At 71.5% G+C, this 23,314-nt stretch carries 24 protein-coding genes; 14 read left to right on the top strand and 10 right to left on the bottom strand.

The annotated features are described in order from the left end of the window. Positions 1-42: 42 nt before the first annotated feature. Genes GRS48_RS14905 through GRS48_RS14890 form a run of 4 tightly spaced genes read left to right on the top strand, consistent with a single transcriptional unit; the run spans position 43 to position 2,773 of the window. Positions 43-381 carry a hypothetical protein gene (locus tag GRS48_RS14905; RefSeq protein WP_321168495.1) on the top strand — a complete coding sequence of 113 codons (339 nt, stop codon included), beginning with the start codon at positions 43-45 and terminating at the stop codon, positions 379-381. Then, positions 378-1,208, top strand: coding sequence for a hypothetical protein (locus GRS48_RS14900; protein WP_159487916.1), 831 nt, complete (start codon positions 378-380; stop codon positions 1,206-1,208). The genes GRS48_RS14905 and GRS48_RS14900 overlap by 4 nt, the downstream gene beginning before the upstream one ends. A gap of 24 nt (positions 1,209-1,232) precedes the next feature. Further along, positions 1,233-2,123 carry a hypothetical protein gene (locus tag GRS48_RS14895; protein WP_159487914.1) on the top strand — a complete coding sequence of 297 codons (891 nt, stop codon included), beginning with the start codon at positions 1,233-1,235 and terminating at the stop codon, positions 2,121-2,123. Then, positions 2,120-2,773: a chromosome partitioning protein ParA gene (locus GRS48_RS14890; protein ID WP_321168488.1), complete on the top strand. Its 654-nt coding sequence runs from the start codon at positions 2,120-2,122 to the stop codon at positions 2,771-2,773. Before GRS48_RS14895 ends, GRS48_RS14890 begins: the two co-directional genes overlap by 4 nt. A 29-nt stretch (positions 2,774-2,802) precedes the next feature. Here GRS48_RS14890 and GRS48_RS14885 read toward each other — a convergent pair whose 3' ends face one another. After that, positions 2,803-3,111 carry a hypothetical protein gene (locus tag GRS48_RS14885; protein WP_159487912.1) on the bottom strand — a complete coding sequence of 103 codons (309 nt, stop codon included), beginning with the start codon at positions 3,109-3,111 and terminating at the stop codon, positions 2,803-2,805. Positions 3,112-3,143: 32 nt separating this feature from the next. Then, positions 3,144-4,094, bottom strand: coding sequence for a ribonuclease Z (rnz, locus tag GRS48_RS14880; protein WP_159487910.1), 951 nt, complete (start codon positions 4,092-4,094; stop codon positions 3,144-3,146). Between the two features lie 125 nt (positions 4,095-4,219). Here rnz and GRS48_RS14875 point away from each other — a divergent pair, with 125 nt between their 5' ends. Both GRS48_RS14875 and GRS48_RS14870 read left to right on the top strand, forming a co-directional pair. After that, complete coding sequence (locus tag GRS48_RS14875; protein WP_159487908.1) at positions 4,220-4,495, top strand: hypothetical protein; 276 nt, start codon at positions 4,220-4,222, stop codon at positions 4,493-4,495. Positions 4,496-4,559: 64 nt separating this feature from the next. Next, the gene (locus GRS48_RS14870) at positions 4,560-6,503 is read left to right on the top strand and encodes an ABC transporter ATP-binding protein (protein WP_159487906.1); all 1,944 of its coding nucleotides are present in this window, start codon (positions 4,560-4,562) and stop codon (positions 6,501-6,503) included. A gap of 42 nt (positions 6,504-6,545) precedes the next feature. Here GRS48_RS14870 and GRS48_RS14865 read toward each other — a convergent pair whose 3' ends face one another. Beyond that, positions 6,546-6,908 (bottom strand): hypothetical protein, encoded by a 363-nt coding sequence (locus tag GRS48_RS14865; RefSeq protein ID WP_159487904.1) that lies wholly within the window; start codon positions 6,906-6,908, stop codon positions 6,546-6,548. 254 nt (positions 6,909-7,162) lie between these two features. Between GRS48_RS14865 and GRS48_RS14860 the strand changes: the two genes are divergently transcribed. Together GRS48_RS14860 and GRS48_RS14855 are read left to right on the top strand one after the other, a co-directional pair. Further along, positions 7,163-7,948 (top strand): creatininase family protein, encoded by a 786-nt coding sequence (locus GRS48_RS14860; protein ID WP_159487902.1) that lies wholly within the window; start codon positions 7,163-7,165, stop codon positions 7,946-7,948. A 156-nt stretch (positions 7,949-8,104) separates the two neighbouring features. Then, entirely contained in the window at positions 8,105-8,557 is a 453-nt protein-coding gene (locus tag GRS48_RS14855; RefSeq protein ID WP_159487900.1) for a DUF5790 family protein, read from the top strand. Between the two features lie 7 nt (positions 8,558-8,564). Here GRS48_RS14855 and GRS48_RS14850 read toward each other — a convergent pair whose 3' ends face one another. From GRS48_RS14850 to GRS48_RS14840, 3 genes are all read right to left on the bottom strand, one after another. After that, complete coding sequence (locus tag GRS48_RS14850) at positions 8,565-8,906, bottom strand: dihydroneopterin aldolase family protein (protein WP_159487898.1); 342 nt, start codon at positions 8,904-8,906, stop codon at positions 8,565-8,567. Positions 8,907-9,057: 151 nt separating this feature from the next. Continuing rightward, a complete protein-coding gene (locus GRS48_RS14845) occupies positions 9,058-9,501 on the bottom strand; it encodes a universal stress protein (protein ID WP_159487896.1) in 444 nt (147 codons plus the stop codon). Positions 9,502-9,670: 169 nt separating this feature from the next. Further along, positions 9,671-10,270 carry a cadmium resistance transporter gene (locus GRS48_RS14840; RefSeq protein WP_159487894.1) on the bottom strand — a complete coding sequence of 200 codons (600 nt, stop codon included), beginning with the start codon at positions 10,268-10,270 and terminating at the stop codon, positions 9,671-9,673. A 94-nt stretch (positions 10,271-10,364) separates the two neighbouring features. Here GRS48_RS14840 and GRS48_RS14835 point away from each other — a divergent pair, with 94 nt between their 5' ends. Further along, on the top strand, positions 10,365-10,760 hold the full coding sequence (locus GRS48_RS14835) for a hypothetical protein (RefSeq protein WP_159487892.1): 396 nt from the start codon (positions 10,365-10,367) through the stop codon (positions 10,758-10,760). A 24-nt stretch (positions 10,761-10,784) separates the two neighbouring features. Here GRS48_RS14835 and GRS48_RS14830 read toward each other — a convergent pair whose 3' ends face one another. Beyond that, positions 10,785-11,909: a Brp/Blh family beta-carotene 15,15'-dioxygenase gene (locus GRS48_RS14830; protein WP_159487890.1), complete on the bottom strand. Its 1,125-nt coding sequence runs from the start codon at positions 11,907-11,909 to the stop codon at positions 10,785-10,787. Then, complete coding sequence (locus tag GRS48_RS14825) at positions 11,906-12,736, bottom strand: lycopene cyclase domain-containing protein (protein WP_159487888.1); 831 nt, start codon at positions 12,734-12,736, stop codon at positions 11,906-11,908. Before GRS48_RS14825 ends, GRS48_RS14830 begins: the two co-directional genes overlap by 4 nt. Positions 12,737-13,161: 425 nt before the next feature. On the opposite strand from GRS48_RS14825, the gene uvrA reads away from it, so the two are divergent. After that, positions 13,162-16,116: an excinuclease ABC subunit UvrA gene (gene uvrA, locus GRS48_RS14820; protein ID WP_159487886.1), complete on the top strand. Its 2,955-nt coding sequence runs from the start codon at positions 13,162-13,164 to the stop codon at positions 16,114-16,116. 34 nt (positions 16,117-16,150) lie between these two features. Here the strand turns inward: uvrA and GRS48_RS14815 are convergent, their stop codons facing one another. Beyond that, a complete protein-coding gene (locus GRS48_RS14815) occupies positions 16,151-17,662 on the bottom strand; it encodes an amidase (RefSeq protein WP_159487884.1) in 1,512 nt (503 codons plus the stop codon). Positions 17,663-17,893: 231 nt separating this feature from the next. Here GRS48_RS14815 and GRS48_RS14810 point away from each other — a divergent pair, with 231 nt between their 5' ends. Next, positions 17,894-19,939 carry a DUF460 domain-containing protein gene (locus GRS48_RS14810; protein WP_321168487.1) on the top strand — a complete coding sequence of 682 codons (2,046 nt, stop codon included), beginning with the start codon at positions 17,894-17,896 and terminating at the stop codon, positions 19,937-19,939. A gap of 145 nt (positions 19,940-20,084) precedes the next feature. Then, complete coding sequence (locus GRS48_RS14805) at positions 20,085-21,071, top strand: tyrosine--tRNA ligase (RefSeq protein ID WP_159487882.1); 987 nt, start codon at positions 20,085-20,087, stop codon at positions 21,069-21,071. A 42-nt stretch (positions 21,072-21,113) separates the two neighbouring features. On the opposite strand, the gene GRS48_RS14800 is transcribed toward GRS48_RS14805, so the two are convergent. Next, positions 21,114-22,097 carry a cell division protein gene (locus GRS48_RS14800; protein WP_159487880.1) on the bottom strand — a complete coding sequence of 328 codons (984 nt, stop codon included), beginning with the start codon at positions 22,095-22,097 and terminating at the stop codon, positions 21,114-21,116. Between the two features lie 74 nt (positions 22,098-22,171). On the opposite strand from GRS48_RS14800, the gene GRS48_RS14795 reads away from it, so the two are divergent. Beyond that, the gene (locus GRS48_RS14795) at positions 22,172-22,699 is read left to right on the top strand and encodes a hypothetical protein (protein WP_159487878.1); all 528 of its coding nucleotides are present in this window, start codon (positions 22,172-22,174) and stop codon (positions 22,697-22,699) included. A 105-nt stretch (positions 22,700-22,804) separates the two neighbouring features. Beyond that, positions 22,805-23,314: a hypothetical protein gene (locus GRS48_RS14790; RefSeq protein ID WP_321168486.1), complete on the top strand. Its 510-nt coding sequence runs from the start codon at positions 22,805-22,807 to the stop codon at positions 23,312-23,314.

The following is a 23,314-nucleotide window of genomic DNA, read 5'->3' as shown; positions in this document are numbered from 1 at the left end:
TCGTTCGCAAGCGCTATGGTTCGCGGTCGATCACGGCCGGTCGTGTTGTTGGTCGTGACGTATTCGGAGCCGGCACGGACCGCCCTCCGTAACGTCTGTCGGGGGCACGGGTCACACGTCTCGCGGCGGTTCGGGCGAGCGGCGCTGTTCGAGGCGACGGTGTACGGGGCGTTCCTGGCGCTGCGGCTGCGCGAGGCGCACGGCGGCGACGTCCAGATCGAGCGGACGGAGCCGTTCAACGAGTTCGACGCCGTCGACGACGCGGTACGCGAGGCGGCGAGCGCGTACGCGAACCGGGACGCGCCGTCGACGCCGTACGCCGCCTTCGCGGCCGGGACGGACCATCCGGACCCGGACGCGATGAAGGGGACCGACCTGTGACGTCGTCAGACGTCGTCGCCGCGGTCCCCGCCCCGCGCGCCGTTCTCGGACGGGTTCCGACCGGGGAAACGCTGTCTCGGGAGCTCGCGGCCGCGGCGCGGTCGCTCGGTCAGCGGTCGTCGGTGGCGGCGGAGCTGGCCGCCGTCCACGGGACGCTCGAGACGGTCGAGGTCGGTGCGGTCGATCTCTCGGGTCCCCGCGAGCGCCTCGCCGCGGCGACGGGCGAGGAGGAGCGACTGAAAGAGCGGGTCGCGGCCGCTCGCGGCGACGTCCGGGCACGCCGGGAGATCGGGGCGGACGCCGACGCGACCCTCGAGACGCTGGAGGCGGCGGCGGCCGAGTTGGCCGCCGTCCAGACCGAGCGGCTCGCGGCCGAGCAGGCGCTCTCACGGGCTCGCGAGCGGGCGACCGCCGCGCGCGACTCGCGGGAGCGACGGCTCAGGCTGCGCGATCGCCTCGAGAACCGGCGACGCGACGCGCGGGCGGAACTCGCCGAGGAGCTATATCCCCGGTTCCGTGCGGCGCTGTCGGCGGTCCCGGGCGGCGATCCGCACGACGCCGGGGACGCGCCGAGCGCCTACTCGGGCCCGTCCCTCGCCGCGTCGCTCGCGGCGGTCCGCGTCGCGGACCTCGACGGGCCAGTTGCGCTGTCGCCGGCGGCGCTCGCGGCGCTCTCGTCGCCGGACGAGCGGTCGCCCTCCATCGAAACGACGCCGACCGAAACGACGCCGGCCGAAACGACGCCCGACGGGCCCCCCGTTCGGCCCGACGCCCGACTCGCCGCCGAGGACGTGCTCGATGCCGCCGTCGTTCGCCTCGACCCTTAAATAGGATGCCGAGCCAGCCGGCGTATGGATCTCTCGTGGCGCGTCGATCGGGCTGGCGACGTCTCGCTGGTTCGCTGTCGGATCCACAACGACGGGGTCGCCCCGAAACGGGTTCGGGTCCGCTGTCTGCTCGACGGGCCGGTGTTGCCGCCGCGGCGCGGGGGGATCCCGGAGTCGGGATGGGACGCCGACGGCGTGACGGTTCGCGTCGCGCCCGACGAGCGACGCCCCCTCGGGTTCGCCTCACCCGTCTCGCCTGCCTCGCCCGTCTCGCCTACCCCGTCCGTCTCGTCCGCTTCGCCGGTCTCGTCCGCCTCGCCCGATTCGGCCGTCGATCGATCGGCGGATCCGTCAGCCGATCCGCCGGTCGAGATCGCGAACGTCGCTCCGATCGCTGACGCGGATCCGACCGACGCCGAAGACGCCGGAACGGCCGCGGAGACGGCCGTCCGCGAGCTCGGCTCGCATCGGCCGCCGCGGGACGCGCTCGCCGGTGACGACGGTTCCGAGGCCATCGGCGACCCCCTGTCCGGAGCGTCGGTCTCGGGCGCAGCCGACGTGGCGGGACCGGCGGCCGATCCGGTCGATCCGGAGGGGGCGAACGATCCGGAGGGGGCGAACGATCGGGAGGGGACGGACGTGTGGGACGATCCGGTCGGCCCTGACCGGGCGGCCGGCTGGCTCGACGCGGTCGAGCGGCGGGTCGAACGCGCCGAGCGACTGACCGGCGCGGACGTGGCGACGGCGACGGAGGTCGTCGCCGCGGCCGGCGGGGTCGGGGCGCTCGCTGATCTGGACGGTCGGCTCGCGGGCGACGCGACGCGGCTTCGGCGGCTGAGCGATCGGGCGGCGGCGCTCGCGGCGCGCGCGGACGCGGCGGACGTGCCGGTCGAGGCGTTGGAGGACCTCTCGTGATCCTCGCCGTCGCCGGGGGCAAGGGCGGGGTCGGCAAGACGACCGTGGCGTACAACGTCGCGGCCGCGCTCGACGCCGTCGTCGTCGACGCCGACCTGGGGATGGCCGACCTGCCGGGACGGCGCGGCGTGACCCTCCACGACGTGCTCGCGGGACACGCCGACGTCACGGCGGCGGTCCGCTCCGGGCCGGTCGACATCGTTCCGTGCGGTCGCACCCTCGCGGGCGCTCGGGCCTGTGACCTCGCGGCGCTGGGGGACGCGCTGACGACGCTCCGCCGGGCGCGCGGTCCCGTCGTCGTCGACTGTCCGGCCGGCCGGCGGGCGGACGCGGGCGTTCCGCTCGCGGTCGCCGACGCCTGTCTGCTCGTCGTCTCGCCGCGCGCGTTCGCGCTGGCGGACGCGGTACGGACCCGGGAACTGGCGCGGGAGCTCGACACCGGGCTCGCCGGCTGTGCGGTCAACCGCGTGACCGACGAGCCGCCGACGGCGGCGATCGCCGACGCGCTCGGCGCGCCCGCGGCGGTCGTCCCCGCGGACCCGCGGGTCGGGCGCTCGGTCACGTCGGAGCGTCCGGTCGTCGACGCCGCCCCGGACAGCGCGGCCGCGGCCGCGGTACGGGAGCTCGCCGGACGGGTGCCACTCGGATGAACTCCGGTCCCTGGGGGCTCCCGGCTCCGTTATCGGTCCCAGTCGTCCGCGGCCTCGCGAGCGACGCGACCGCGTCCGAGCGTGTCGGGGTTCGCCGCGGCGCGCTCGCACAACAGCTCGGCGAACCGCCAGGGGTCGACGTCGGCGAGCGCGGCGGCACGCTCGAAGTCGACGTCGCCGTCGGCGAAGCGTTCGAGCGCGTGGTCCCGTCGCCACTCCGCGAGCGCCGCCGCCAGCAGGCGCTCGGCGGCGACGTTTCGGTCCAGCCGCCGCGTCCGTGCGTACCGTGAGAGCGACCCCGCGAGGTCGTCGTCGAGGGTCACGGCAACGCGTTCCATGCGTCCCACTCTCTCGGGCGGTCCGTATGAATCTACTCCTCGGTCTCGGGTTCTTCCCCGGCGTCGGGGAACGGCACCTCGATCCGGTAGCCGTCGTCGGGGACGAAACAGTCGCCGTCGAACGTCTCCCGTGCGTCCCGACGGATCGCCGACGCGTCGCCGGCGTACCGCGAGGAGACGTGCACCAACGCGAGCCGCTTCGCGCCGGCGCGCTCGGCGACGCTGCCGGCTTCCCGCCCCGTCGAATGGGCGGTCTTCCGGGCCCTGTCGGCCATGTCGTCGGCGAAGGTGGCGTCGTGGACGAGCAGGTCGGCGTCCGCCGCGACGGCCACGGTCCGCTCCCGCGGCCGGGTGTCGGCGGTGTACACGACCTTCCGCCCGGGACGCGGGGGACCGACGACCTGCTCGGGGTCGACGACCGTGCCGTCGGTCGCCTCGACCGGTTCGCCCGCGTGGAGCCGGCCGAACTTCGGGCCGACGGGGACGCCCAGCGCCTCGGCCGCCGGTCGGTCGAACCGACCCGGTCGGTCCGACTCCTCGAGCACGTACCCCTGCGATCGGGTGTGGTGCTCCGTCTCGAACGCTCGGACCTCGTAGCCCTCGCCGTCGAGCGCGACCTCGTCCGGCGCGACGACGTCGAATCGGATCGGGAACCCGGGGTCGTGGCCGACCGCGTGGACGAGGTCGTCGAGGTCGGTCCGGGTGTTCGGCGGACAGTGGATCGTGAGGGGGGCGTCGCGCTCGTTGAAATCGAGGGTCTGGATCAGCCCGGGGATCCCGAGAACGTGGTCGCCGTGGAGGTGTGAGACGAACAGGTGATCGATCCCGAAGCCGGTCCCGAACCGCATCATCTGGCGCTGGGTCCCCTCCGCGCAGTCGAACAGCAGGCGGTCGCCCTCGCGGTTGACGAACAGGGCGCTCGGCGCGCGCTCGGTCGTGGGCACGGCACCGCCGGTCCCGAGGAACGTGACGCGAAGGGACATACACCTCGCCATGCGGCCGGCGTTTTTAAACCGGTGTCGATGCGGGACGCGTCGTCGTCCGCTCCCCCTCGCGGGTCGCGACCGGATCGAACGTTTCTAAGCGCTCGCCGGACGGATCCACGCGTATGCACGACTCGATCGCCGAACTCGTCAAGCTCGACGGCTGGCGGGCGGAGGGCGCGGCCGCACGCGTTCACTACGAGGGGGCAGCCGATCGGTTCGCGGTGGAGTACTACGCCGACTCCGACGCGGTGCTCTACTGGTCGGTGCCGGATGAGACGGGGTCGTCGCCGGCGACGCCGGTCGCACGCGGGACCGTCCCGGGGCCGCTCCGGGAGCGGATCCGTCGGGACCTGGCGGCGGCGGACGTGGACCCCGACGCCGAGCGGCGGTCGATCTGATCCGGCTTGGCGACGGATCGGGCCGAAACGAACCTATTTCCCTCGTCGTCCGATAGTCGCGGTGATGAGTAGCGTCGACTGGGAGAAGGACGACCCGTTCGAGGAGCAGCGCGAGCACGTCGAGAACCCGATGCGTCGGCTGTTCGCGACGTACGGCGTCCCCAACCGGTTCTCCCTCACCGTCGGGATCCTCGGCAGCGTGTTCGCTCGGATCCTCGACCTCCTCCCGCCCCTCCTCCTCGGCATCGCCATCGACACGGTCTTCCTCGGGGACCAACCGTTCTCGCTCCCGCTCGTCCCCGACGCGTGGCTCCCGGCCGATCCGGACGGGCAGTTCTTCCTCATCGTGGGGATCATCGCCGGCTCGTTCGTCTTCGGCGCGGCGTTCCACTGGATCCGTAACTGGGGGTTCAACGCCTTCGCGCAGGACATCCAACACCAGGTCCGGGTCGACACGTACGACCGCATGCAGCGGCTGAACATGGAGTTCTTCGCGGACAAACAGACCGGTGAGATGATGTCGATCCTCTCGAACGACGTCAACCAGCTCGAACGGTTCCTCAACGACGGGCTCAACTCCTTTTTCCGCCTGTCGGTGATGGTCGTGGGGATCTCGGTGCTGCTGCTCTACCTCAACCCCCAACTCGCGCTCGTCTCGTTGCTCCCGGTCCCGCTCATCGCGGGGTTCACCTACCTCTTCGTGCGGCTCATTCAGCCGAAGTACGCGAAGGTCCGCTCGTCGGTCGGGAAGCTCAACTCGCGGCTGGAGAACAACCTCGGCGGCATTCAAGTGATCAAGGCGTCGAACACCGAGACGTACGAGTCCGGCCGCGTCGACGACTCCTCCCGGCGGTACTTCGACACGAACTGGGAGGCGATCGACATCCGGATCAAGTTCTTCCCCGGGCTCCAGCTGCTCTCCGGGTTCGGCTTCGTCCTCACGTTCCTCGTCGGCGGCTACTGGGTGTCGACGGGGACCGCGCCGGGACCGCTGACGGGGACGCTCGGCGTCGGGACGTTCGTCACGTTCATCCTCTACACCCAGCAGTTCGTCTGGCCGATGGCGCAGTTCGGTCAGATTATAAATATGTATCAGCGTGCCCGGGCCTCCTCCGCCCGCGTGTTCGGCCTGATGGACGAGACGAGCCGGCTCGACGAGGACGAGGGCGCGACGGAGCTCGTCGTCGAGGACGGGGCGGTCGTCTACGAGGGCGTCGCGTTCGGCTACGGCGACGACGACGGCGAGCGCGTGCTCGAAGGGATCGACTTCTCGGTCGACGGCGGGGAGACGCTCGCGCTGGTCGGGCCGACCGGGGCGGGGAAATCGACCGTGCTCAAGCTCCTCCTCCGGATGTACGACGTCGACGAGGGGGCGATCCGGATCGACGGCCACGACGTCCGCGACGTCACGCTCCGCTCGCTCCGGGAATCGATCGGCTACGTCGGGCAGTCCTCCTACCTCTTTTACGGGACGGTCGGGGAGAACATCGCGTACGGCTCGTTCGACGCGACCGACGAGGAGGTCCGCGAGGCGGCGAGGGCGGCGGAGGCCCACGAGTTCATCAGCAACCTCCCGGAGGGGTACGACACGATGGTCGGCGAGCGCGGCGTGAAGCTCTCCGGCGGCCAGCGCCAGCGAGTCACGATCGCCCGGGCGGTGTTGAAGGACCCCGAGATCCTGATCCTCGACGAGGCGACCTCGGACGTCGACACGGAGACGGAGATGCTGATCCAGCGGTCGCTCGACCGGCTCACCGCCGACCGGACGACGTTCGCCATCGCTCATCGCCTGTCGACGATCAAGGACGCGGACACGATCCTCGTGTTGGAGGGCGGGCGGATCGTCGAGCGCGGAACCCACGGGAACCTGATCGCCGAGGACGGGCTGTACGCACACCTCTGGGGCGTGCAGGCGGGCGAGATCGACGAGCTCCCCCAGGAGTTCATCGACCGGGCACAGCGCCGGACGGCCCGGATCGCCGACGACGCCGGGAACGACGACGACTGAGGGCTCTTCGGGTCCCCTGGCTCGGGTCTCCTTGCTCTCCGCTCAGACCGACTTCGGGCTCCAGTCGCCGCTCGCGCCGTCGTCATCGTCAGGGTCGCTCTCGTCCTTGCTTCCGTTACCGTTCTCGTCCCCGTCTGCTTCTTCGTCTCCGTCTCCCTGTTCGTTCCCGACCGCGTGCACGATCGCGTCGCGGACGTCTCCCGGGGTCCGGAAGCTGTCGACGTCGGCGTGGCGGAGGGCTTTCTCCACGCTGTCGGTCCCGTTCGGCCCCTCGAGTTCGAAGCCACCGTACACCTCGACCAGCTCCGACGCCGTCACCGGGTACTGGTGTTCCTGTAGCGCCTCCTTGAGCGCGCCGAACTCGACTCCGTCGACGCGCGTCCCATCCCCGCCTTCGTTCCCCATGCCCGCCGTTGGTGAGGGTATCGTGTTAACCTTCGGGACCGGCCGCAGCGTCGGACCGGTCGTCCCTGCCGCGCATACTGCCCGTACCGCCCGCATCGCCCGCACCGCCCGCATCGCCCGCACCGTCCGTACCGCCCGTACCGCCCGCATCGCCCGCACCGTCCGTACCGCCCGTACCGCCCGTACCGCCCGCACCGTCCGCACCGTCCGGCTCGGACCGTCGGCTATACGGCGTCGGGCCGTCGACTGGCGGTATGCGACTCTCGGACGCCACCTGGACCGACGTGCGGGACGCCGACGTCGACGTCGCCGTCGTCCCGGTCGGGAGCACCGAACAGCACGGGCCACACGCCCCCCTCGGGACCGACACCCTCAACGCGGTCGCGGTCGCGGAGGCCGCGGCGGCGGCGTACGGCGACCGGGACCGCGACGGCGTCGCCGCGGCCGTCGCCCGCGGGGAGACGGCGGTGACGCCACCGATCCCGGTCGGCGTCGCCGAGGAGCACCGCGCGTTCGACGGGACGATGTGGGTGCGGCCGGGGACGTTCCGGGCGTACGTCCGCGAGGCCGCGGCCTCGCTGACCGCCCACGGGATCGAGCGCGTCGTGTTCGTGAACGGCCACGGCGGGAACGTGGAGGCCCTCGCGGAGGTCGCCCGACGGTTCTCGCGTGACCCCGACCACGACGGGTACGCGGTGGCGTTCACGTGGTTCGAGGCGGTCGGCGAACACGCGAGCGACATGGGCCACGCCGGACCGTTAGAGACGGCGCTGTTGCGCGCGAGCAACCCCGACCTCGTTCGCGAGGACCGGATCGAGGCGGCCCGGGCGGGTGCGGCCGACCGCTGGGGCGAGTGGGTCGCCGGCGTCAACCTCGCGCACGACTCCGACGAGTTCACCGACAACGGCGTGGTCGGCGACCCGGCCGACGGCGACGCGGAGCGCGGGCAGGAGCTGCTCGACCGCGCGAGCGACGCGCTCGTCGACCTCCTCCGTGCGGTCGTCGACCGGGACGTCCCGTCCTCGAGCGCCCGTCGCTGACGGCGGTCACGACCGGCGGTCACGATCCGCCGACGGCGACGCTGGGCGGAACTGAACGCCCTCGTCGGCCGAACGGACGGGAGACGGCGCGGCGGGGACGGTTTCACTTCCGCTTTCGGGCACGGCTTTAAAAGGCGTCGGGGCGACGTGTCGCGTATGAGCCAGTCCACGTTCGACGATGACGACGACCTGTTCGGCGAGGCGGCGGCGGAGACCCGTGCTGAGGTCGAAGACCACCTCGCGGCCGCCCGCGAGCAGCTGCCCGCCCCCGACGACGTGTGGCTGACGGACGCCGACAACGTGCTCGGGGCGCTCAACGGGCTGAAGTCGGCGCTCGACGTCGGCGACGCCGTCGACCACGTCCGCTCCGCGAAGAAGGCGTACGTGCTCGGCGAGCGCGCTGACGCCTTCGAGGACGCGGAGGACCTCGCGGAGGAGATCGCGGCGCTGGAGTCGCTCGTCGGCGACATCGACGCGGCCGCCGAGGAGGTCGCGTCGCTCACGGGGACGATCCCCGCGATCCGCGGGGCGCTTCAGGACGCGGCGGCCGCGGCCGCCGCGGGCGACGAGGACGAGTCGGAGGAGGACGACGAGGACGACGAGGAGTAGTCGCCGATCAGTCCCCGACGGCGACGAGCTCCATCAGCGGGTAGCCGTCGACCATCCGCATCCGCGTGTGGACGTCGACGCCCTCGTAGGCGATCCGCATCTCGACGTCCATCAGCGATCCCGTCAGCTCCGTATACCCGTTCTCGTGGTCGATCGCATCGGCCACGCGGTCGTCGTGGACCGTCACGTCGACCGATTCACAGTACGGCTGGTTCTCGATCGCCTCCGCCATCGCGACCTCGAGGCTCCGCGTGCTCGCCGGACTCACCGGGGTGCCCGCGAACTGGTGGTACAGGGAACCGAACTTGATCCCCGCCTCGAAACAGGCCTGGTGGGCGTCGGTCGTCATACCGGTACCGCCGCGGCGTCGGGCAAAGAGCCTTCGGAGCGCGGGCGACGGCCCTGATCGGCTCGTCCGTCGTCACCTCCCGTTCGTCGCCACCTCCCGTCCGTCGCCACTCCCGTCCGTCGGTCCTCGTCTCCCACGACTCCCGGCCTCGCTACCGATCCCAGTCGGCGGTCGGCCGCCGAACGGTGAGCACCGGCACGTCGGCGAGCCGGACCACGCGCTCGGCGACGCTCCCGAGGAGGTACCGGTCGAGGCCGGTCCGCCCGTGGGTCCCCATCACGACGAGGTCGACGTCCTCGGCGTCGGCGGCCGAGAGGATCCGCCGGTGTGGGGTCCCGCCGACGACCTCCCCCCGGACCTCTCGGACGCCGGCGTCGATCGCCCGCTCGCGGGCCGCGGTGACGATCCGCTCGCCGGCCGCCCGTAACTGGCCCGCCAGCTCCGGGTCGCCGGCGTCCAGCGCCGGGAGGTACTCGTCGACGACGTACAGCAGGTGCAACGAGGCGTCGTACCGGGAGGCCAGCTCGATCGCGTGATCGAGGGCCGCCGCGGCCCCGTCGCTCCCGTCGGTCGGACACAGGATCCGGTCGTACATACGCGATGGTTCGGCGAGAAGGACCATAAGCGGTTCCCGGGGAGCGGCGAAACGACGGACCGACGCGCTCGACCGCGGCCGCGACTCGTCGTCGCGGGCGAGTCATCGACGCGACGACCGCGCCGCGAGTCCACGCCGCGGGTCTCCGGATGAGACGCTCCGAGGCAGTTCACACCGCGAACCCGGTCCCGAGGACGTACAGCCCCACGACGACGAGGGTTCCGGGAACGAGCCAGCGGTCGACCCACGCCGGGGGTTTCGTCGGCGCGGCCCTGGCGACGCCGCCCGCGAGGAGGAACGTGACGACTGAGGCGGCGACGTACCACGCGATGACGGCGCCGAGTTCGTCCGGCGTGAGACCGATGAAGAACGGGACGAACACCGCGAGGTTCTCCCCGCTAAGCCCGACGCTGACGGCCGCCACGACGGCGAATCCAGCGAATCCGTCCAGCGGGCCGAAGCCGCGGACCCTCGTCCCGACGCCGTCCGCGTTCGGGAGGGGATCGTCGGACCGTCGATACCGGAGGCTCAACACGCCGATCGCGACCGGGACGGCGCCGAGGAGGAACGCCCACTCGCGGAGGGCGGCGTCCGCCACGGTCGCGAGCGCGACCGCGGCCGCGAGCCCGACGGCGACGCCGACGAGGTGGCCGGCGAACACCTCGCCGGTCGTGTAGGCGTCGTCGACGCAGAACGCGACGAGGACGGCGAACGTGTCGAGGTGGGTCACGACGAACAGCCCGGTCGCCAGGAGGAGCGTCGAACGCACGGGGGAGAATACACTGCCCGGCTTAAAAGGGCTGGCTACCGTCGCGATGGAAGCGCGTGGCTACTTAAGTGGGCCCGCGTCCGGGTGACTGTCGATGTCGCCCCCCGACGCCCCTCAGTCCGACCACGCCGTCGTCCCGATCAACGATCACCTCGGCCCGACCGACGCGACGCTCGACGTGCCGTGGGCGACGTTCGCCGGGAATCGGACGGACGCGTACGCCTTCGAGATCGGAGGGGACGAACCGCGGGACGGATACGTCCTGCTGCAGGCGTTCGAGGTCGGCGACGTCGGCCACGAGATCGTTTGTAACGGCGAGCCGCTCCCGGGGTTCGACATCCCGCCCCGGGACGGCTGGGGGCTCTGGATGGACGTGATCGAGGACGGGCGGCTTCGGTCTGGCGAGAACACCCTGCGGATCCGCCGGAACCCCGACGTCGACGACGCGTTCGCGGTCGGTACCGCCGTGGTCCACTGGCGCTCGGCGTGAGTCGGGAACGGGTCGGCCGCGGGATCAGTCGGGGCGCCAGACGCCCTGCTCGGCGTCCATCCACACGACGATGAGGGTGTGTGGCAGCGTCAACACCGCTATCAATACCAGATACGCGCCGACGAGCTCCAGCGGCGTCTCGACCCCACCGGGAACGACGAGCGCGAACGCGACCAGAAAGAGCAGCGAGGCGGCGGTCAGCGGCGCGGCGTCACGCGCGAAGGCGGACAGCGCCGACCGATACGCCCCCGTACGCAGGGCGTCGGCACCGACCGGATCGACGGCGACCAGCCGGCCGACGTGCCGGAGCGCGTGCCAGACACAGAAGTAGAGACCGACGGCGAACACGGGCGGCACCGTCAGGAAGTAGCCGACCAACAGCAGCGTCTCGCTGGCGTCGACGAGCCACGGCAGGGCCGGGCCGGCGTGCAGGTAGCCGACGAGCAGCGAGGCGACGACGAGCACGCCCACGACCCCGGCGGCCACCGCCCGCGCCTCGACGGTAAACGCCGCCGACAGCGACGCGGCGGCGTCGACGTCGAACAGCCCGACCAGCGTCCGCGCGACCAGCTCGTACTGGGCCGGGAACGCCACCAGCGGGAGGACCATCGGCAACGCCCCGCGCGTGGCGGCGACGAGAACCCGGTGGGCGCGTCCCCCCGGATACGTGCCCGCCGCCCCGACGACGGCGGTCAGCGGGTACACGTCCCCCTGTCCCCAGTGTATCCAGGTGAGCAGAATGAAGGACGCGAAGGCGACCGCCGGCGCGACGGCCCAGACGGCGGCGTAGACGCCCCCGACGAGCAGGTAGATCCCTCCGACCACGACGAGCCACCGTCGGGTTACGGGCTCGCCGCGCGTCCGCGGCAGCGCGAGGTGGTCGACGGCGCCGTGTGGGAGTCCGAGGAGCACGACGCTCGCGGCCAGCGGCACCAACTGGTACGCGAGCGGTACCTCCCCGACCACCGCGAACACGAGCGCCGCGGACGCGAGGACGACCCATCCGGGGAGCAGCGTGAGCCGCGAGAGGTGCCCGACGGTGGGGTCGCGACGCTCGGTTCCTTCCGGATCCTCCGCTCCCCCTGCCCTCTCCGGCTCCTCCGTTCCTTCCGGTTCCTCCGTTTCCGTCCGGGTCGCGTCCCGGCTCATCGGCGGCGGTCCTGACCGTCGCCGTCGACGCCGAACGTGCCGCGCGGTGCCAGCGCGACGATCCGCGCGGGGAGCCGTCGCCGCACGTCGCCCGCGACGGCGGGCCATTGGTCGACGAGCCAGAGCCACAACACCAACCCCTGCACGACGAAGACGTTGGTGACGAGGAAGAACAGCATCTCCTCGATCGGCAGCCCGAAGGGGGCGATCCCGACGGTGTACGTCCCGGAGATCGTCCAGAGCCCGGCGACGGTGATGGCGTACCAGTCGAGGACCCAGAGGTATACCGTCGGGACGAGGACCGCGAGCACGACGGGGCGTCGAGCGCGCACGAGCTGGGGCCAGCCGAACCCCCACTGGACGGCGAGGATCGGGCCCGCCCACGCCAGTATCGCGCCGAGGTACAGCGTCGACGGCCCGGCGAGCAGCAGGCCGACGCCGACGCCCGTCACCGCCAGCCCGGCCGCGACCCCGCCGAGCCGGTGCCCCCACGGTACGCGGAGGTCACCGTGCGTCGGGATCGGGAGCCGATAGAGGAACAGCGCCGTCAACACCGGCTGGAGCACGAAAAACAGGTACTCGCCGACGGGGGCCGCCCAGAGGTGAGCGACGGTGACTCCCTCGCCGTACCACCAGACGCCCCGCTCGATCAACAGGTTGTCCCACGGGGTCGTGTACGCCACCGCGAGCACGAGGATGATCCCGACTCCGGCGGCGGGAGCACGGCCCCGTCGTGGGGTCGGTCGAAGCCGGGCGAGCAGCGCCAGCGCCGCGATCGGCGGCAGGAGGAACGCGGCGAGAAAGCCGAGGTAGGTTTCGGGGAACATGTGGTGTCGTAGCTGCTACGCGGGGGTCGCGTCGGATCGGCGGAGACGGTCGTGGTCACGGTGTTCGTTCGAAAGCGAGAAGTCCACCATGCCGAACCAGTCAGGTCCGGCCTCCCGAGGATGCCGAGAGCGCGTCGGCACGGACCCGACGAGCAGCACGTGGTCACGGGACACGGCTCGGTCTACGGTCGCCGGCGGTTTATATCCCAACGCGGTCGGGAGCCGTCGCCCCGAAGCGGAGGAGAACGCCGGCCGTCCTGCTCCACAGGAGGCGGTGTTTTGAACCCGATGCGCCGCCGCCACGCCGGTGATCCGGTGCCCCCGTTCCTCAGCCGGGGATCGACGGGCGCTCTGGCAGGGATCGACGGGCGCTCTGGCAGGGATCGACGGGTATTCCCGCGCGCGGGCGCAAGATGCGCTTCAAGATGAGCAAGGACTACATCGAGGTCCGCGGGGCCGAGGAGCACAACCTCAAGGACCTCGACGTCCGGATCCCGCGCGAGGAGTTCACGGTCGTCACCGGCCTCTCCGGGTCGGGCAAGTCGTCGCTCGCGTTCGACACCGTCTACGCCGAGGGCCAGCGCCGCTACATCGAGTCGCTGTCGGCGTACGCGCGGAACTTCCTCGGGCAGATGGACAAACCACAGGTGGAGGCCGTCGAGGGGCTCTCGCCGGCGATCTCCATCGACCAGAAGAACGCCGCGAACAACCCCCGATCCACGGTCGGGACCGTCACCGAGCTCCACGACTACCTCCGTCTCCTCTACGCGCGGATCGGCACCCAGTACGACCCGATCACCGGCGAGGAGGTCGGCGAGCAGTCGGCACAGGACATGGTCCAGCAGATACTCGAACTCCCCGAGGGGACCCGCGCGAAGATCGCCGCGCCCGTCGTCCGCGATCAGAAGGGCGCGTTCGAGGACCTGTTCGCGGAGCTCGTCGCCGACGGCTACAGCCGCGTCGAGGTCGACGGCGAGCCCGTCGACCTGACGCTCGACGACCCCGAACTCGACAAGAACTACGATCACACGATCGACGTGATCGTCGACCGCGTACGGGTGAGCCCCGACGCGCGCTCGCGGATCACCGACTCCGTCGAGACGGCGCTGGAGGAGGCCGGCGGCGCGCTCAAACTGATCGTGCCCGACCCGCCCGCGGACGTCCCGTTCGCGTCCAACACGCGCTCGACGGGGTCGCTCGGGGAGGACGCCGAGGGCGACGACCGCCTCGTCGTCGAGTTCTCCGAGGAGCTCGGCAACCCGCACTCCGACTTCCACTTCGCGGAGATCGAGACGCGCTCGTTCTCCTTCAACAGCCCCTACGGCGCGTGTCCGGAGTGTGAGGGGATCGGCTCGGCCAAGGAGGTCGACGAGGACCTCGTCGTGATCGACCCCGACAAGCCGCTGAAGGACGTCTTCGAGGCGTGGTCGTACGGGCGGTCGTACTACCGGACCCGGATCGACTCCGTCGCCGACCACTTCGGCGTCTCCGTCGAGACGCCGTGGGCCGAACTCGACGAGGACGTGCGGCGGCAGTTCCTCTACGGCACCGACGGGGCGGTGGTGTTCAAACGCCAGACGAGGAACGGCACCCGACGGAAGGAGAAGCGGTTCGAGGGCGTGATCCCCAACCTGCAGCGCCGTCACGTCGAGACGGAGTCGCAGTCGACCCGCGAACACATCGAGGAGTACATGTCGGTGACGACGTGTCCCGCCTGTGAGGGGAGCCGACTGAAAGAGCAGTCGCGACACGTCCTCGTCGCCGGCACGTCGCTCGACGAGATCAACCGCCTGTCGATCGGCGACGCCCGGCGGCACTTCGAGGGGTTGGAGGCCGAGTTGAACGAGCGCGAGACGACGATCGCGACGGAGATCTTAAAGGAGATCCGCGCCCGCCTCGGCTTCATGGAGGAGGTCGGGCTGGAGTACCTCACGCTCGACCGGGAGGCGTCGACGCTCTCGGGCGGCGAGAGCCAGCGCATCCGGCTCGCGACGCAGGTCGGATCCGGGCTCGTCGGCGTCCTCTACGTGCTCGACGAGCCCTCGATCGGGCTCCACCAGCGCGACAACGACCGCCTCTTAAATACCCTCGCGGGGCTGCGCGACCTCGGGAACACGCTCGTCGTCGTCGAACACGACGAGGAGACGATGCGCCGCGCCGACTCCGTCATCGACATGGGGCCGGGCCCCGGGAAGCGCGGCGGCGAGGTCGTCGCGCAGGGCGACTTCGACGACATCGTCGCGACCGACGGGTCGATCACCGGCGACTACCTCGCCGGCCGCAAGGAGATCCCGGTCCCCGCGGAGCGCCGCGAACCGGACGGCGAACTCGTCGTGACGGGGGCACGCCAGCACAACCTGAAGGACCTCGACGTGCCCGTCCCGCTCGCGACGCTCACGGCGATCACGGGCGTCTCCGGCTCCGGGAAGTCGACGCTGATGCACGACGTGCTTTATAAGGCGCTCGTGCGGGAGATGAACGACAACACGTCGGTCGACCCGGGCGATCACGACTCGATCGAGGGGATCGAGTCGATCGAGACCGTGCGGCTCATCGACCAGTCGCCGATCGGCCGGACCCCCCGTTCGAACCCCGCGACGTACACGGACGTGTTCGACCACGTCCGCGAGCTGTTCGCCGAGACGAAGCTCTCCAAGCGCCGCGGCTACGAGAAGGGGCGGTTCTCGTTCAACGTGAAGGGCGGTCGCTGTGAGGAGTGTGGCGGGCAGGGGACGGTGAAGATCGAGATGAACTTCCTCTCGGACGTGTACGTCCCCTGTGAGCAGTGTGGCGGGGCGCGTTACAACGACGAGACGCTCGACGTGACGTATAAGGGGGCGACGATCGCGGACGTCCTCGACATGAGCGTCGAGGAGGCGTACGACTTCTTCGAGAGCCATCAAGGGCTCCAGCGCCGCCTGAAGCTCCTCAAGGACGTCGGGCTCGACTACATGGAGCTCGGCCAGCCGTCGACGACGCTCTCCGGCGGGGAGGCCCAGCGCGTGAAGCTCGCCGAGGAGCTCGGCAAGCGCGCCACGGGCGACACCCTCTACCTGCTCGACGAGCCGACGACGGGGCTACACAAGGCCGACGAGCGAAAGCTCATCGACGTGCTCCACCGGCTCGTCGACGGCGGCAACACGGTCGTCGTCATCGAACACGAGCTCGACCTCGTGAAGAACGCTGACCACGTGATCGACCTCGGGCCCGAGGGCGGCGAGGGCGGCGGCGAGCTCGTCGCGAGCGGCACGCCCGAGGCGGTCGCCCGCGACGACGCCTCCCACACGGGACGGTACCTTCGCGACCTGCTCCCGGACGTCGACATCGAGGGCCCCCGGAGCGACCGGCGAAAGCCGGCGAAGGCCGCGAGCGACGACTGAAGTGACGAGAGATGGCTACGACGGCCAAAACGCCTCAGTCCAGCCGACCGAACCGCTCGGGGGGACGCCGGTTGTCGGTCGCTCCCTCGAAGGCGGAGGCCAGCTCGATGAGCCGCCCCTCGTCGAACGCCCGACCGAGCAGCTCGACGCCGACCGGGAGGCCGTCGTCGGTGAAGCCGGCCGGCACGACGATCGCCGGAAGCCCGGTGTGTGACGCCAGCTCGCATCGCATCTCGTCGAACGGCTGGTTTGCCGGGATCTCGACGGGCGGGACCGTCGACGGCGGGTAGAGCACGGCATCCAAGTCGTCGTCGGCCAGCCGCGAGAGCACGACGTCTCTGAGCCGCCGTCGCCGTCGAAGCCGACGCAAGTACCCGACGTTCGTGTCCAGCGATCCGCCGTCGACGTCGAGGACGTCTGCCTCCTCGATGCGGGAGGCGATCGCGGGGTGGACCTCCCCGGTAGCCACGAGAGCAGCTAACGAATCGTGCGGCGCCGCGTCCCCGAGCTCCGAGAGGTATCGATCGAAGTCTCGGGCGAACTCGTACTTAAGCACGCGGGCGCTCCGGAGCCGGTCGACGTCGACGACGTCCACGGGATCGACGATCGTCGCGCCGGCCGCAGTCATCTCCTCGATGGCCCCCTCGATGACGGTCGTCACCGCCTCGGCGGCGGCTTCGGGAGCGCTCTCCTCGTTCCGTAAGCCAAAGAACTGCCTGGCGACGCCGATACGCGCGCCCTCGAGCCCGTCCGCTCCGAGGTGGGCGACGTAGCCGTCCGCCGGGATCCGTCCCGCGCCCCGGGCGGTGACCGGGTCCGCGGGATCGTATCCGGCCATGACGGTCAGCATCCGGGCGGCGTCCTCGACGGTTCGGGTGATGGGCCCCACCGTGTCTTGAGTCGAGCTGAGCGGGACGACCCCGGTCCGGCTGACCAGCCCTCGGGTCGGACGGATCCCGACGAGGTCGTTGAACGCGGGCGGCGACCGGACCGAGGAGCAGGTGTCGCTGCCGGTCCCGATGGCCCCCAGGTTCGCGGCGACGGCCGCGGCCGTGCCGCCGCTGGATCCCGACGGTCGGCGGTCGAGGTCGTAGGCGTTCCGCGTCGCGCCGCCGAGCGAACTGACGGTGTCGACGCCGAACGACAGCTCCTGCAGGTTCGTCTTCGCGAGGACGATCGCCCCCGCCTCACGAAGCCGCTCGACGACGGCGGCGTCTCGACCGGGCGCCGAGTCGGCGAGCGCCGTCGATCCTGCCGTGGTGGGCATGTCGTGAGTGTCCTGGTTGTCCTTCAATAACACCGGAACGCCGTGGAGCGGACCGACGAACCCGTCGCTTTCGAACCGCTCGTCGAGCCGGCGCGCCCGCTCGCGGGCGCCGCCGTTCGACGCCAGGATCGCGTTGAGGTCGTCGTCGTACGCGTCGATGCGTGCCAGATAGGTGTCGACGAGCGCTTCGGCGGTGACGCGCCCGTCCAGCATGGCTTCGTGGACGTCGGCGACGGTCGTTTCGATGGGGTCGAACGGGGTGGTGGGCGGAGCGGTCATGGTTGATTCGAATGCGTCTACCTCCGTCACGGAGCAGCGACCTGAAGCCATCGTCCGGGCGGAAAATCATCGTTCGGACGGAACGTCGCCGCTCGGACCATCCAGCGCGCCCGCAAGGGAACGAGGGGACGCGAGAACGTGTCCGGTCCCGACGGCGACGATCGCGGATACGGGGCCGAGGGCGGCCGATCCGGCGTGGAGTATATACGCGCGGATCGCCTATCGGGCGACGTGACTACCCGAACCATCCGCGCCCGCGACCGGCCGGTGTTCGGCGTCGACGTGCAGAGCGGCGACGTCCGCGGCGACGGCCCGTCGTACGCCCTCGTCGTCTTGGATCCCGTCGACGCGGACGACCCCGACGCGCCCGACACCGACGTTCCGGTCGCGCGGATCACCCGCGACGTCGTCTCCCTCCGGAAGCTCCGCCGGCTCGTCGACGACCGCGAGCCGCTGTACCTCGCGACCGACAACGCCTACGAGCTCGCGGCCGACAAGAACGCGCTCGTGAACCTCCTCCGGTCGTTGCCCGACGGCACCCGCCTCGTGCAGGTGACGGGCGCGGAGCGCCCGGAGCCGCTCTCGCGGGTCGCCTCCCGACACGGGATCCCCTACGGCAAGGACCCGATGGAGGAGGCGGAGGCGGCCGCGCGGCTCGCGGCGGCCGACGTCGGCCACGAGGTGACCGCCTTCACCGACGAGACGACCGTCAAGGTCTCCCGGGGGCGCTCGACCGGGAAGGGCGGGTGGAGCCAGGACCGGTACACGCGCCGGATCCACGGCAACGTCAAAAAGCGGAGCCGACAGGTCGAATCGAAGCTCCGGTCGGCGAACCTGGAGTACGAACGGGAGGTGACCGAGAAGTACGGCGGCTACTCCAGCGCCGTCTTCACCGTCGCCGCCCGGCCCGAGGACATCCCGATATCGAACTCGCGGGCGGGCGACGTCCGCGTCGCGCTCGAGCGCGAGCGCCGCGACGGGATCGAGTACGAGCCCCTGGTGAAACGCCGCGACCGGGTCATCGTCGGCATCGACCCGGGGACGACGACCGGGGTCGCCGTCGTGGGCCTCGACGGGACGGTCCACGAGGTGTACTCCTCGCGGACGGCCGACACCGCCGCGGTGACGGAGTGGATCGTCGAGCAGGGCCGCCCGATCATCGTCGCCGCCGACGTCGAGCCGATGCCCGAGACGGTCGAGAAGTTCCGTCGATCGTTCGACGCCGCCGGCTGGCGGCCGACGACCGACCTCCCGGTCGACGAGAAGCTCCACCGCACCCGGGAGGCGGGGTACGACAACGACCACGAACGCGACGCGCTGGCGGCCGCGCTGTACGCGTACGACGACCACGCCGACCAGTTCGAGCGGATCGCGGCGAAGACCCCGCCGCGGCTGGACCGCGAGGCGGTGATCGCGGGCGTCGTCGCGGGCGGCGCGTCGGTCGAGGCCGTCGTCGCGGACCTCCGCGACGATTCGAACGGAGACGGGGGCGACGAGGACGACGGCGGGTCGGGGCCGACGGAGCCCGAGCGCACCGAGGAGGAGGAGACGATCCGCCGCCTGCGCGATCGCGTCGACCGGCTGGAGTCGCACACGGAGGCGTTAGCGGGAACGATCGAGGAGCGGGACGAGCGGATCGACGAGCTGGAGGCGGCGCTGGAGGAGGCGAAACGGCAGGAGCGGATCGAGGCGCGGAGCCGACGGATCGTCTCCCGGCTCGAACGCGAGACCGACCGGCTCGAACGCGAGCGCGACGACGCCCGCGAGACGGTCGCGGAGCTGGAGGGGAAAGTCGAGAGCCTCAAGGAGCTGTGGAAGCTCGACCACTCGAACTTCGCGGACGTCGCCGGGGGACGCGACCTCGTCAGCGTCAAGGTCGTCGAGCAGTTCACCCACGACGCCATCGCCGCGACCGCGGAGGCGTACGGGATCGCCGCGGGCGACGTCGTCTACCTCCGGGACGCCTCCGGCGCGGGTCGCCGAACCGCGGAGCGGTTGGCGGCCCACGAGCCGCGGGCGGTGATCCGCGACGGGAACCTCTCGGACGTCGCCGACCAGACCCTCTTCGACGCGTCGGTCCCCGTCGTCCCCGCGGAGTCCGTTCCCGTCCGCGAGGTCGACGAGCTGGCGGTGGCCGGCGAGGCGCGCCTGCGGGCCGCCATCGAGGAGTGGGAGGAACGCGCCGAGCGACGCGACCGCGCGGAGCGCGCCGAACGGCTCGATCGGATCATCTCCGAACACCGGGCGGGGACGAGGCTTCCCCAGACGGAAGAGTGAGGCCGACGGGGGCGTCGGGGGGCGACGACACGGTCGGCTACGTCGCGGTGTTTGGGAGCGTTGGGGGTGTCGAAGGGCGCCGGAGAACGCCGAAACACGTCGTGCTTCCAGAAGTCATATGTCCGGGAACGACACAGTCGGAGGTATGAACCCCCACGAGCTGATCACCCGGAACGCCGCCGAGGTGGTCACCGAGGAGGAGATCGAGGCCTTGGCCGACGACCCCGACGGGAAGCGGGCGTACGTCGGATACGAGCCCTCGGGCGTGCTCCACATCGGTCACATGCTCACCGCGAACAAGCTCATCGACCTCCAGGAGGCCGGGTTCGAGGTAACCGTCCTCCTCGCGGACGTCCACGCCTACCTCAACGACAAGGGATCCTTCGAGGAGATCCGCCGAACGGCCGAGCGCATGCGTGACCAGTTCATCGCCTACGGGCTCGACGAGTCGAACACCCAGTTCGTGCTCGGCTCCGACTTCCAGCTCGACGACGACTACACGCTCGACCTCCACGCGCTGGAGCTGGAGACGACGCTCGCACGCGCCGAGCGCGCCATGGCGGAGATCAAGTCGGGCGACTCGGTGAAGGTGTCACAGGCCGTCTACCCCCTCATGCAGGCGCTCGACATCCCGTACCTCGGCGTCGACCTCGCGATCGGCGGGATGGAGCAGCGCAAGGTCCACATGCTCGCGCGCGACGTGCTCCCCAGCATCGACCGCGAGCCGCCGACGAGCCTCCACACCCCGCTCATCGCCGACCTCGGAACCGGCGAGGGGAAGATGTCCTCCAGTACGGGCGTCACCATCTCCATGGAGGACTCCCGCGAGGAGATCACGACGAAGGTGAACAAGGCGTACTGTCCGCCGACGGTCGACCCCGAGCCGACCGAAGCGGGCGTCGAGCGCGAGAACCCCGTGCTGCAGGTGTTCGAGTACCACGTGTTCCCGCGGTTCGACTCGGTCGTCGTCGAGCGCCCCGAGGAGTACGGCGGCGACCTGACGTACGAGGCCTACGACGCGCTCGAATCGGACCTCGAATCCGGCGAGCTCCACCCGGCGGACGCGAAGGGCGCGCTCGCGGAGTACCTCGACCGGCTCATCGCGCCGGGGCGCGAACAGCTCGCCGAGTAGCCCGCACGTCGCCTTCGGAACGGCCCTTCCCCGCCCCCTCGCTCACAACAAGTCGTCGAGCTCGTCGTTCAGGAAGGCGTCCGCGGGATCCGGCCGCTCCTCCGGTTCGTCCCGTATCGCCTGCCGGGCGCGTTCGAGGAACTCCTCGACCCGTCGCGACCGCTCCACGCCAGCGAGCAGCACGAGCGCCGCGAGCCGGTCCGACGTCATCGGGAAGTCGCCGCCGCGGACCTGCATCGATCCGGTCTCCTCCTGGACCCATTTTCGGGCCTTCTCCGCGCCTTTCCGGGGGATCCGGTCGGGGTCGCCGGCGATCGTGACGAGCGCCGCGTCGGCGTTCGTCGCGTTCGGGAGCGACAGGCCGGTCATCACCGCGCTCCGGGTGATGCTCATCACCGTCGTCACGTTCTCGCCGGGGTCCTCGGCGGCGGGCGCGGAGGCGAAGCCGACGGCGGCCATCCCGCCCGCCCGCAGGGTGTTGATCACCTCGCTGGTGTCGACGACGGACTCGCCGGCGGACCGCCAGGCGTCGTTGTCGAGGAGGAGCGTCGACTCGGCCTCCCGGACCAGCGTCTTCAGCGACCGGCCGGCGTTCACCTGGTAAATCGCCCCCTCGTCGCGGCCGGGGAGGACGCCGATCGCGTAGACGGGGACGTCGTACACGCGGCGCAGCTCGCGGACGAGCACGGGCGCGCCGCCCGACCCGGTGCCGCCGCCGAGCCCGGCGACGACGAACACCGCCTCGACCGCGGCGGTCACCTTCGGTGCGAGCGCGTCGAGCACCTCGGTGGCGTCCTCGTCCATCACGGACGCACCGAGCTCGTTGTCGCCGCCGACGCCGTGGCCGTTCACGCGGGACTGGCCGACGAGAACGGTGTCGAGCGGGAGGGGACGGAGGTCGGCGGACGCGGTGTTGACCGCGAGCGCGTCGTGGACCGCGCCGAACGACATGTCGGCGTCGAACTCCGCGAGCGCCGTCGCGAGCTTGCCACCGGCCTGTCCGACGCCGACGAGAACGGCCTTCATATACTGTTCCTGTCGGCTGAACCACCATATGTCTTCCCCGCACCCTTACAAGGGATGCCGCGGCCAGCCGACCCATGTCCGACACCGCCGACGAGACGACGGGGATCGGGGCCGGAGACGACGCCGAACGGGTCCGCGAACGGCTCCGTGCGGTCGAGCGCGCGATCACGGACGGCGACCGCGCCGTCGTCGACCTCGCCGACGGGGCGACCGCCGCCGCCGAGCGGGACGCCCTCGCGGAGCGCGTCACGGAGCTGGAGTCGCGGGTCACGGAGCTGGAGGCGGCGACGCAGGCCTTACGGGGGTACGTCGGCTCGATCCGCGCGGTCAACCGCGAGGTGGAACAACGGGCGGACCTCGCGCTCGCCGCCGCGACGGAGGCCCGCGACGGCGAGACGTCGGCGGGAGGCGCGCTCGCGGGAGACGCGCACGCGGGAGACGCGCCCTCCAGCGACCGATCGGAGCCCGACCCCGCCGCGATCGCCGCGGTCGCCGACGGGCGCTCCGCGAACGGCCGCTCCGCTGACGGCGTCGACCGCGGCGATCGGGACGACGACCCGATCGGGAGCGACACGCTGTCCAGGCTCCGTGAGGTCCTGTAGGGTGCCCCGTCGCCTCGCGATCGCCCGCCGGCCGCGGGTGACTGGCCGCTCCGTCGCCGTCCGCCGGTCGCGAACACCTCGCCGCTCCGTCATCGCCCGTCGGCCGTGATCCGCGCGGTCCTGGCGGTCCTCGTCGCCGTCGCGCTCCTCGGCGTCGCGCTGCCGGTGCTCGACGACACGCGTTCGGCGACGACGACCGACCGGCTCGATACGGGCATCGAACGGGTAGAACGCGAGGCGGCCGCGCTCGCAGCGGGCTCCGTCGCCGTCGCGGACCCGACGCTCGCCGCGCGGACGACGGTCACCGTCACGGTTCCGACCGGGCTCACGGCGGCTCGCGTCGACCGGGCGGTCCTCGGCGACCCGGCGCGGATCCGCGGACGGGCGGCCGACGCCCCCGCGACGCCCGTCGCGTCGGACCCGCCCGACGTGGCGCTCGGCTATCGGATCGCGGGCGAGGACCTCCGTGTGGTCCCGCTCTCCTCCTCGACGCTCCCGCCGCTCCGCGTCGTCGACGGGCCGATCCGGCTCCGTACGGCGGGCGACACTCGACTCCGGCTCCGGCTCGTCGACCACGACGGCGACCGGGCGGTGCGGATCGCGCGGGTCGGCTGA

Origin of the sequence: Halorubrum sp. JWXQ-INN 858, from assembly GCF_009806985.1 — an archaeon.
Lineage (GTDB): Archaea > Halobacteriota > Halobacteria > Halobacteriales > Haloferacaceae > Halorubrum.
This window is presented reverse-complemented; position numbering and strand designations above follow the sequence as displayed.

Bases quoted from the DNA above. Each gene is read 5' to 3' on its own strand.
- GRS48_RS14875 (WP_159487908.1), top strand. From the start codon at position 4,220: ATGCACGACTCGATCGCCGAACTCGTCAAGCTCGACGGCTGGCGGGCG.
- GRS48_RS14850 (WP_159487898.1), bottom strand. From the start codon at position 8,906: ATGACGACCGACGCCCACCAGGCCTGTTTCGAGGCGGGGATCAAGTTC.
- GRS48_RS14830 (WP_159487890.1), bottom strand. From the start codon at position 11,909: ATGAGCCGGGACGCGACCCGGACGGAAACGGAGGAACCGGAAGGAACG.
- GRS48_RS14885 (WP_159487912.1), bottom strand. From the start codon at position 3,111: ATGGAACGCGTTGCCGTGACCCTCGACGACGACCTCGCGGGGTCGCTC.
- GRS48_RS14895 (WP_159487914.1), top strand. From the start codon at position 1,233: ATGGATCTCTCGTGGCGCGTCGATCGGGCTGGCGACGTCTCGCTGGTT.
- GRS48_RS14855 (WP_159487900.1), top strand. From the start codon at position 8,105: ATGAGCCAGTCCACGTTCGACGATGACGACGACCTGTTCGGCGAGGCG.
- GRS48_RS14805 (WP_159487882.1), top strand. From the start codon at position 20,085: ATGAACCCCCACGAGCTGATCACCCGGAACGCCGCCGAGGTGGTCACC.
- GRS48_RS14835 (WP_159487892.1), top strand. From the start codon at position 10,365: ATGTCGCCCCCCGACGCCCCTCAGTCCGACCACGCCGTCGTCCCGATC.
- GRS48_RS14865 (WP_159487904.1), bottom strand. From the start codon at position 6,908: ATGGGGAACGAAGGCGGGGATGGGACGCGCGTCGACGGAGTCGAGTTC.
- GRS48_RS14860 (WP_159487902.1), top strand. From the start codon at position 7,163: ATGCGACTCTCGGACGCCACCTGGACCGACGTGCGGGACGCCGACGTC.
- GRS48_RS14845 (WP_159487896.1), bottom strand. From the start codon at position 9,501: ATGTACGACCGGATCCTGTGTCCGACCGACGGGAGCGACGGGGCCGCG.
- GRS48_RS14825 (WP_159487888.1), bottom strand. From the start codon at position 12,736: ATGTTCCCCGAAACCTACCTCGGCTTTCTCGCCGCGTTCCTCCTGCCG.
- rnz (WP_159487910.1), bottom strand. From the start codon at position 4,094: ATGTCCCTTCGCGTCACGTTCCTCGGGACCGGCGGTGCCGTGCCCACG.
- GRS48_RS14795 (WP_159487878.1), top strand. From the start codon at position 22,172: ATGTCCGACACCGCCGACGAGACGACGGGGATCGGGGCCGGAGACGAC.
- GRS48_RS14870 (WP_159487906.1), top strand. From the start codon at position 4,560: ATGAGTAGCGTCGACTGGGAGAAGGACGACCCGTTCGAGGAGCAGCGC.
- uvrA (WP_159487886.1), top strand. From the start codon at position 13,162: ATGAGCAAGGACTACATCGAGGTCCGCGGGGCCGAGGAGCACAACCTC.
- GRS48_RS14800 (WP_159487880.1), bottom strand. From the start codon at position 22,097: ATGAAGGCCGTTCTCGTCGGCGTCGGACAGGCCGGTGGCAAGCTCGCG.
- GRS48_RS14815 (WP_159487884.1), bottom strand. From the start codon at position 17,662: ATGACCGCTCCGCCCACCACCCCGTTCGACCCCATCGAAACGACCGTC.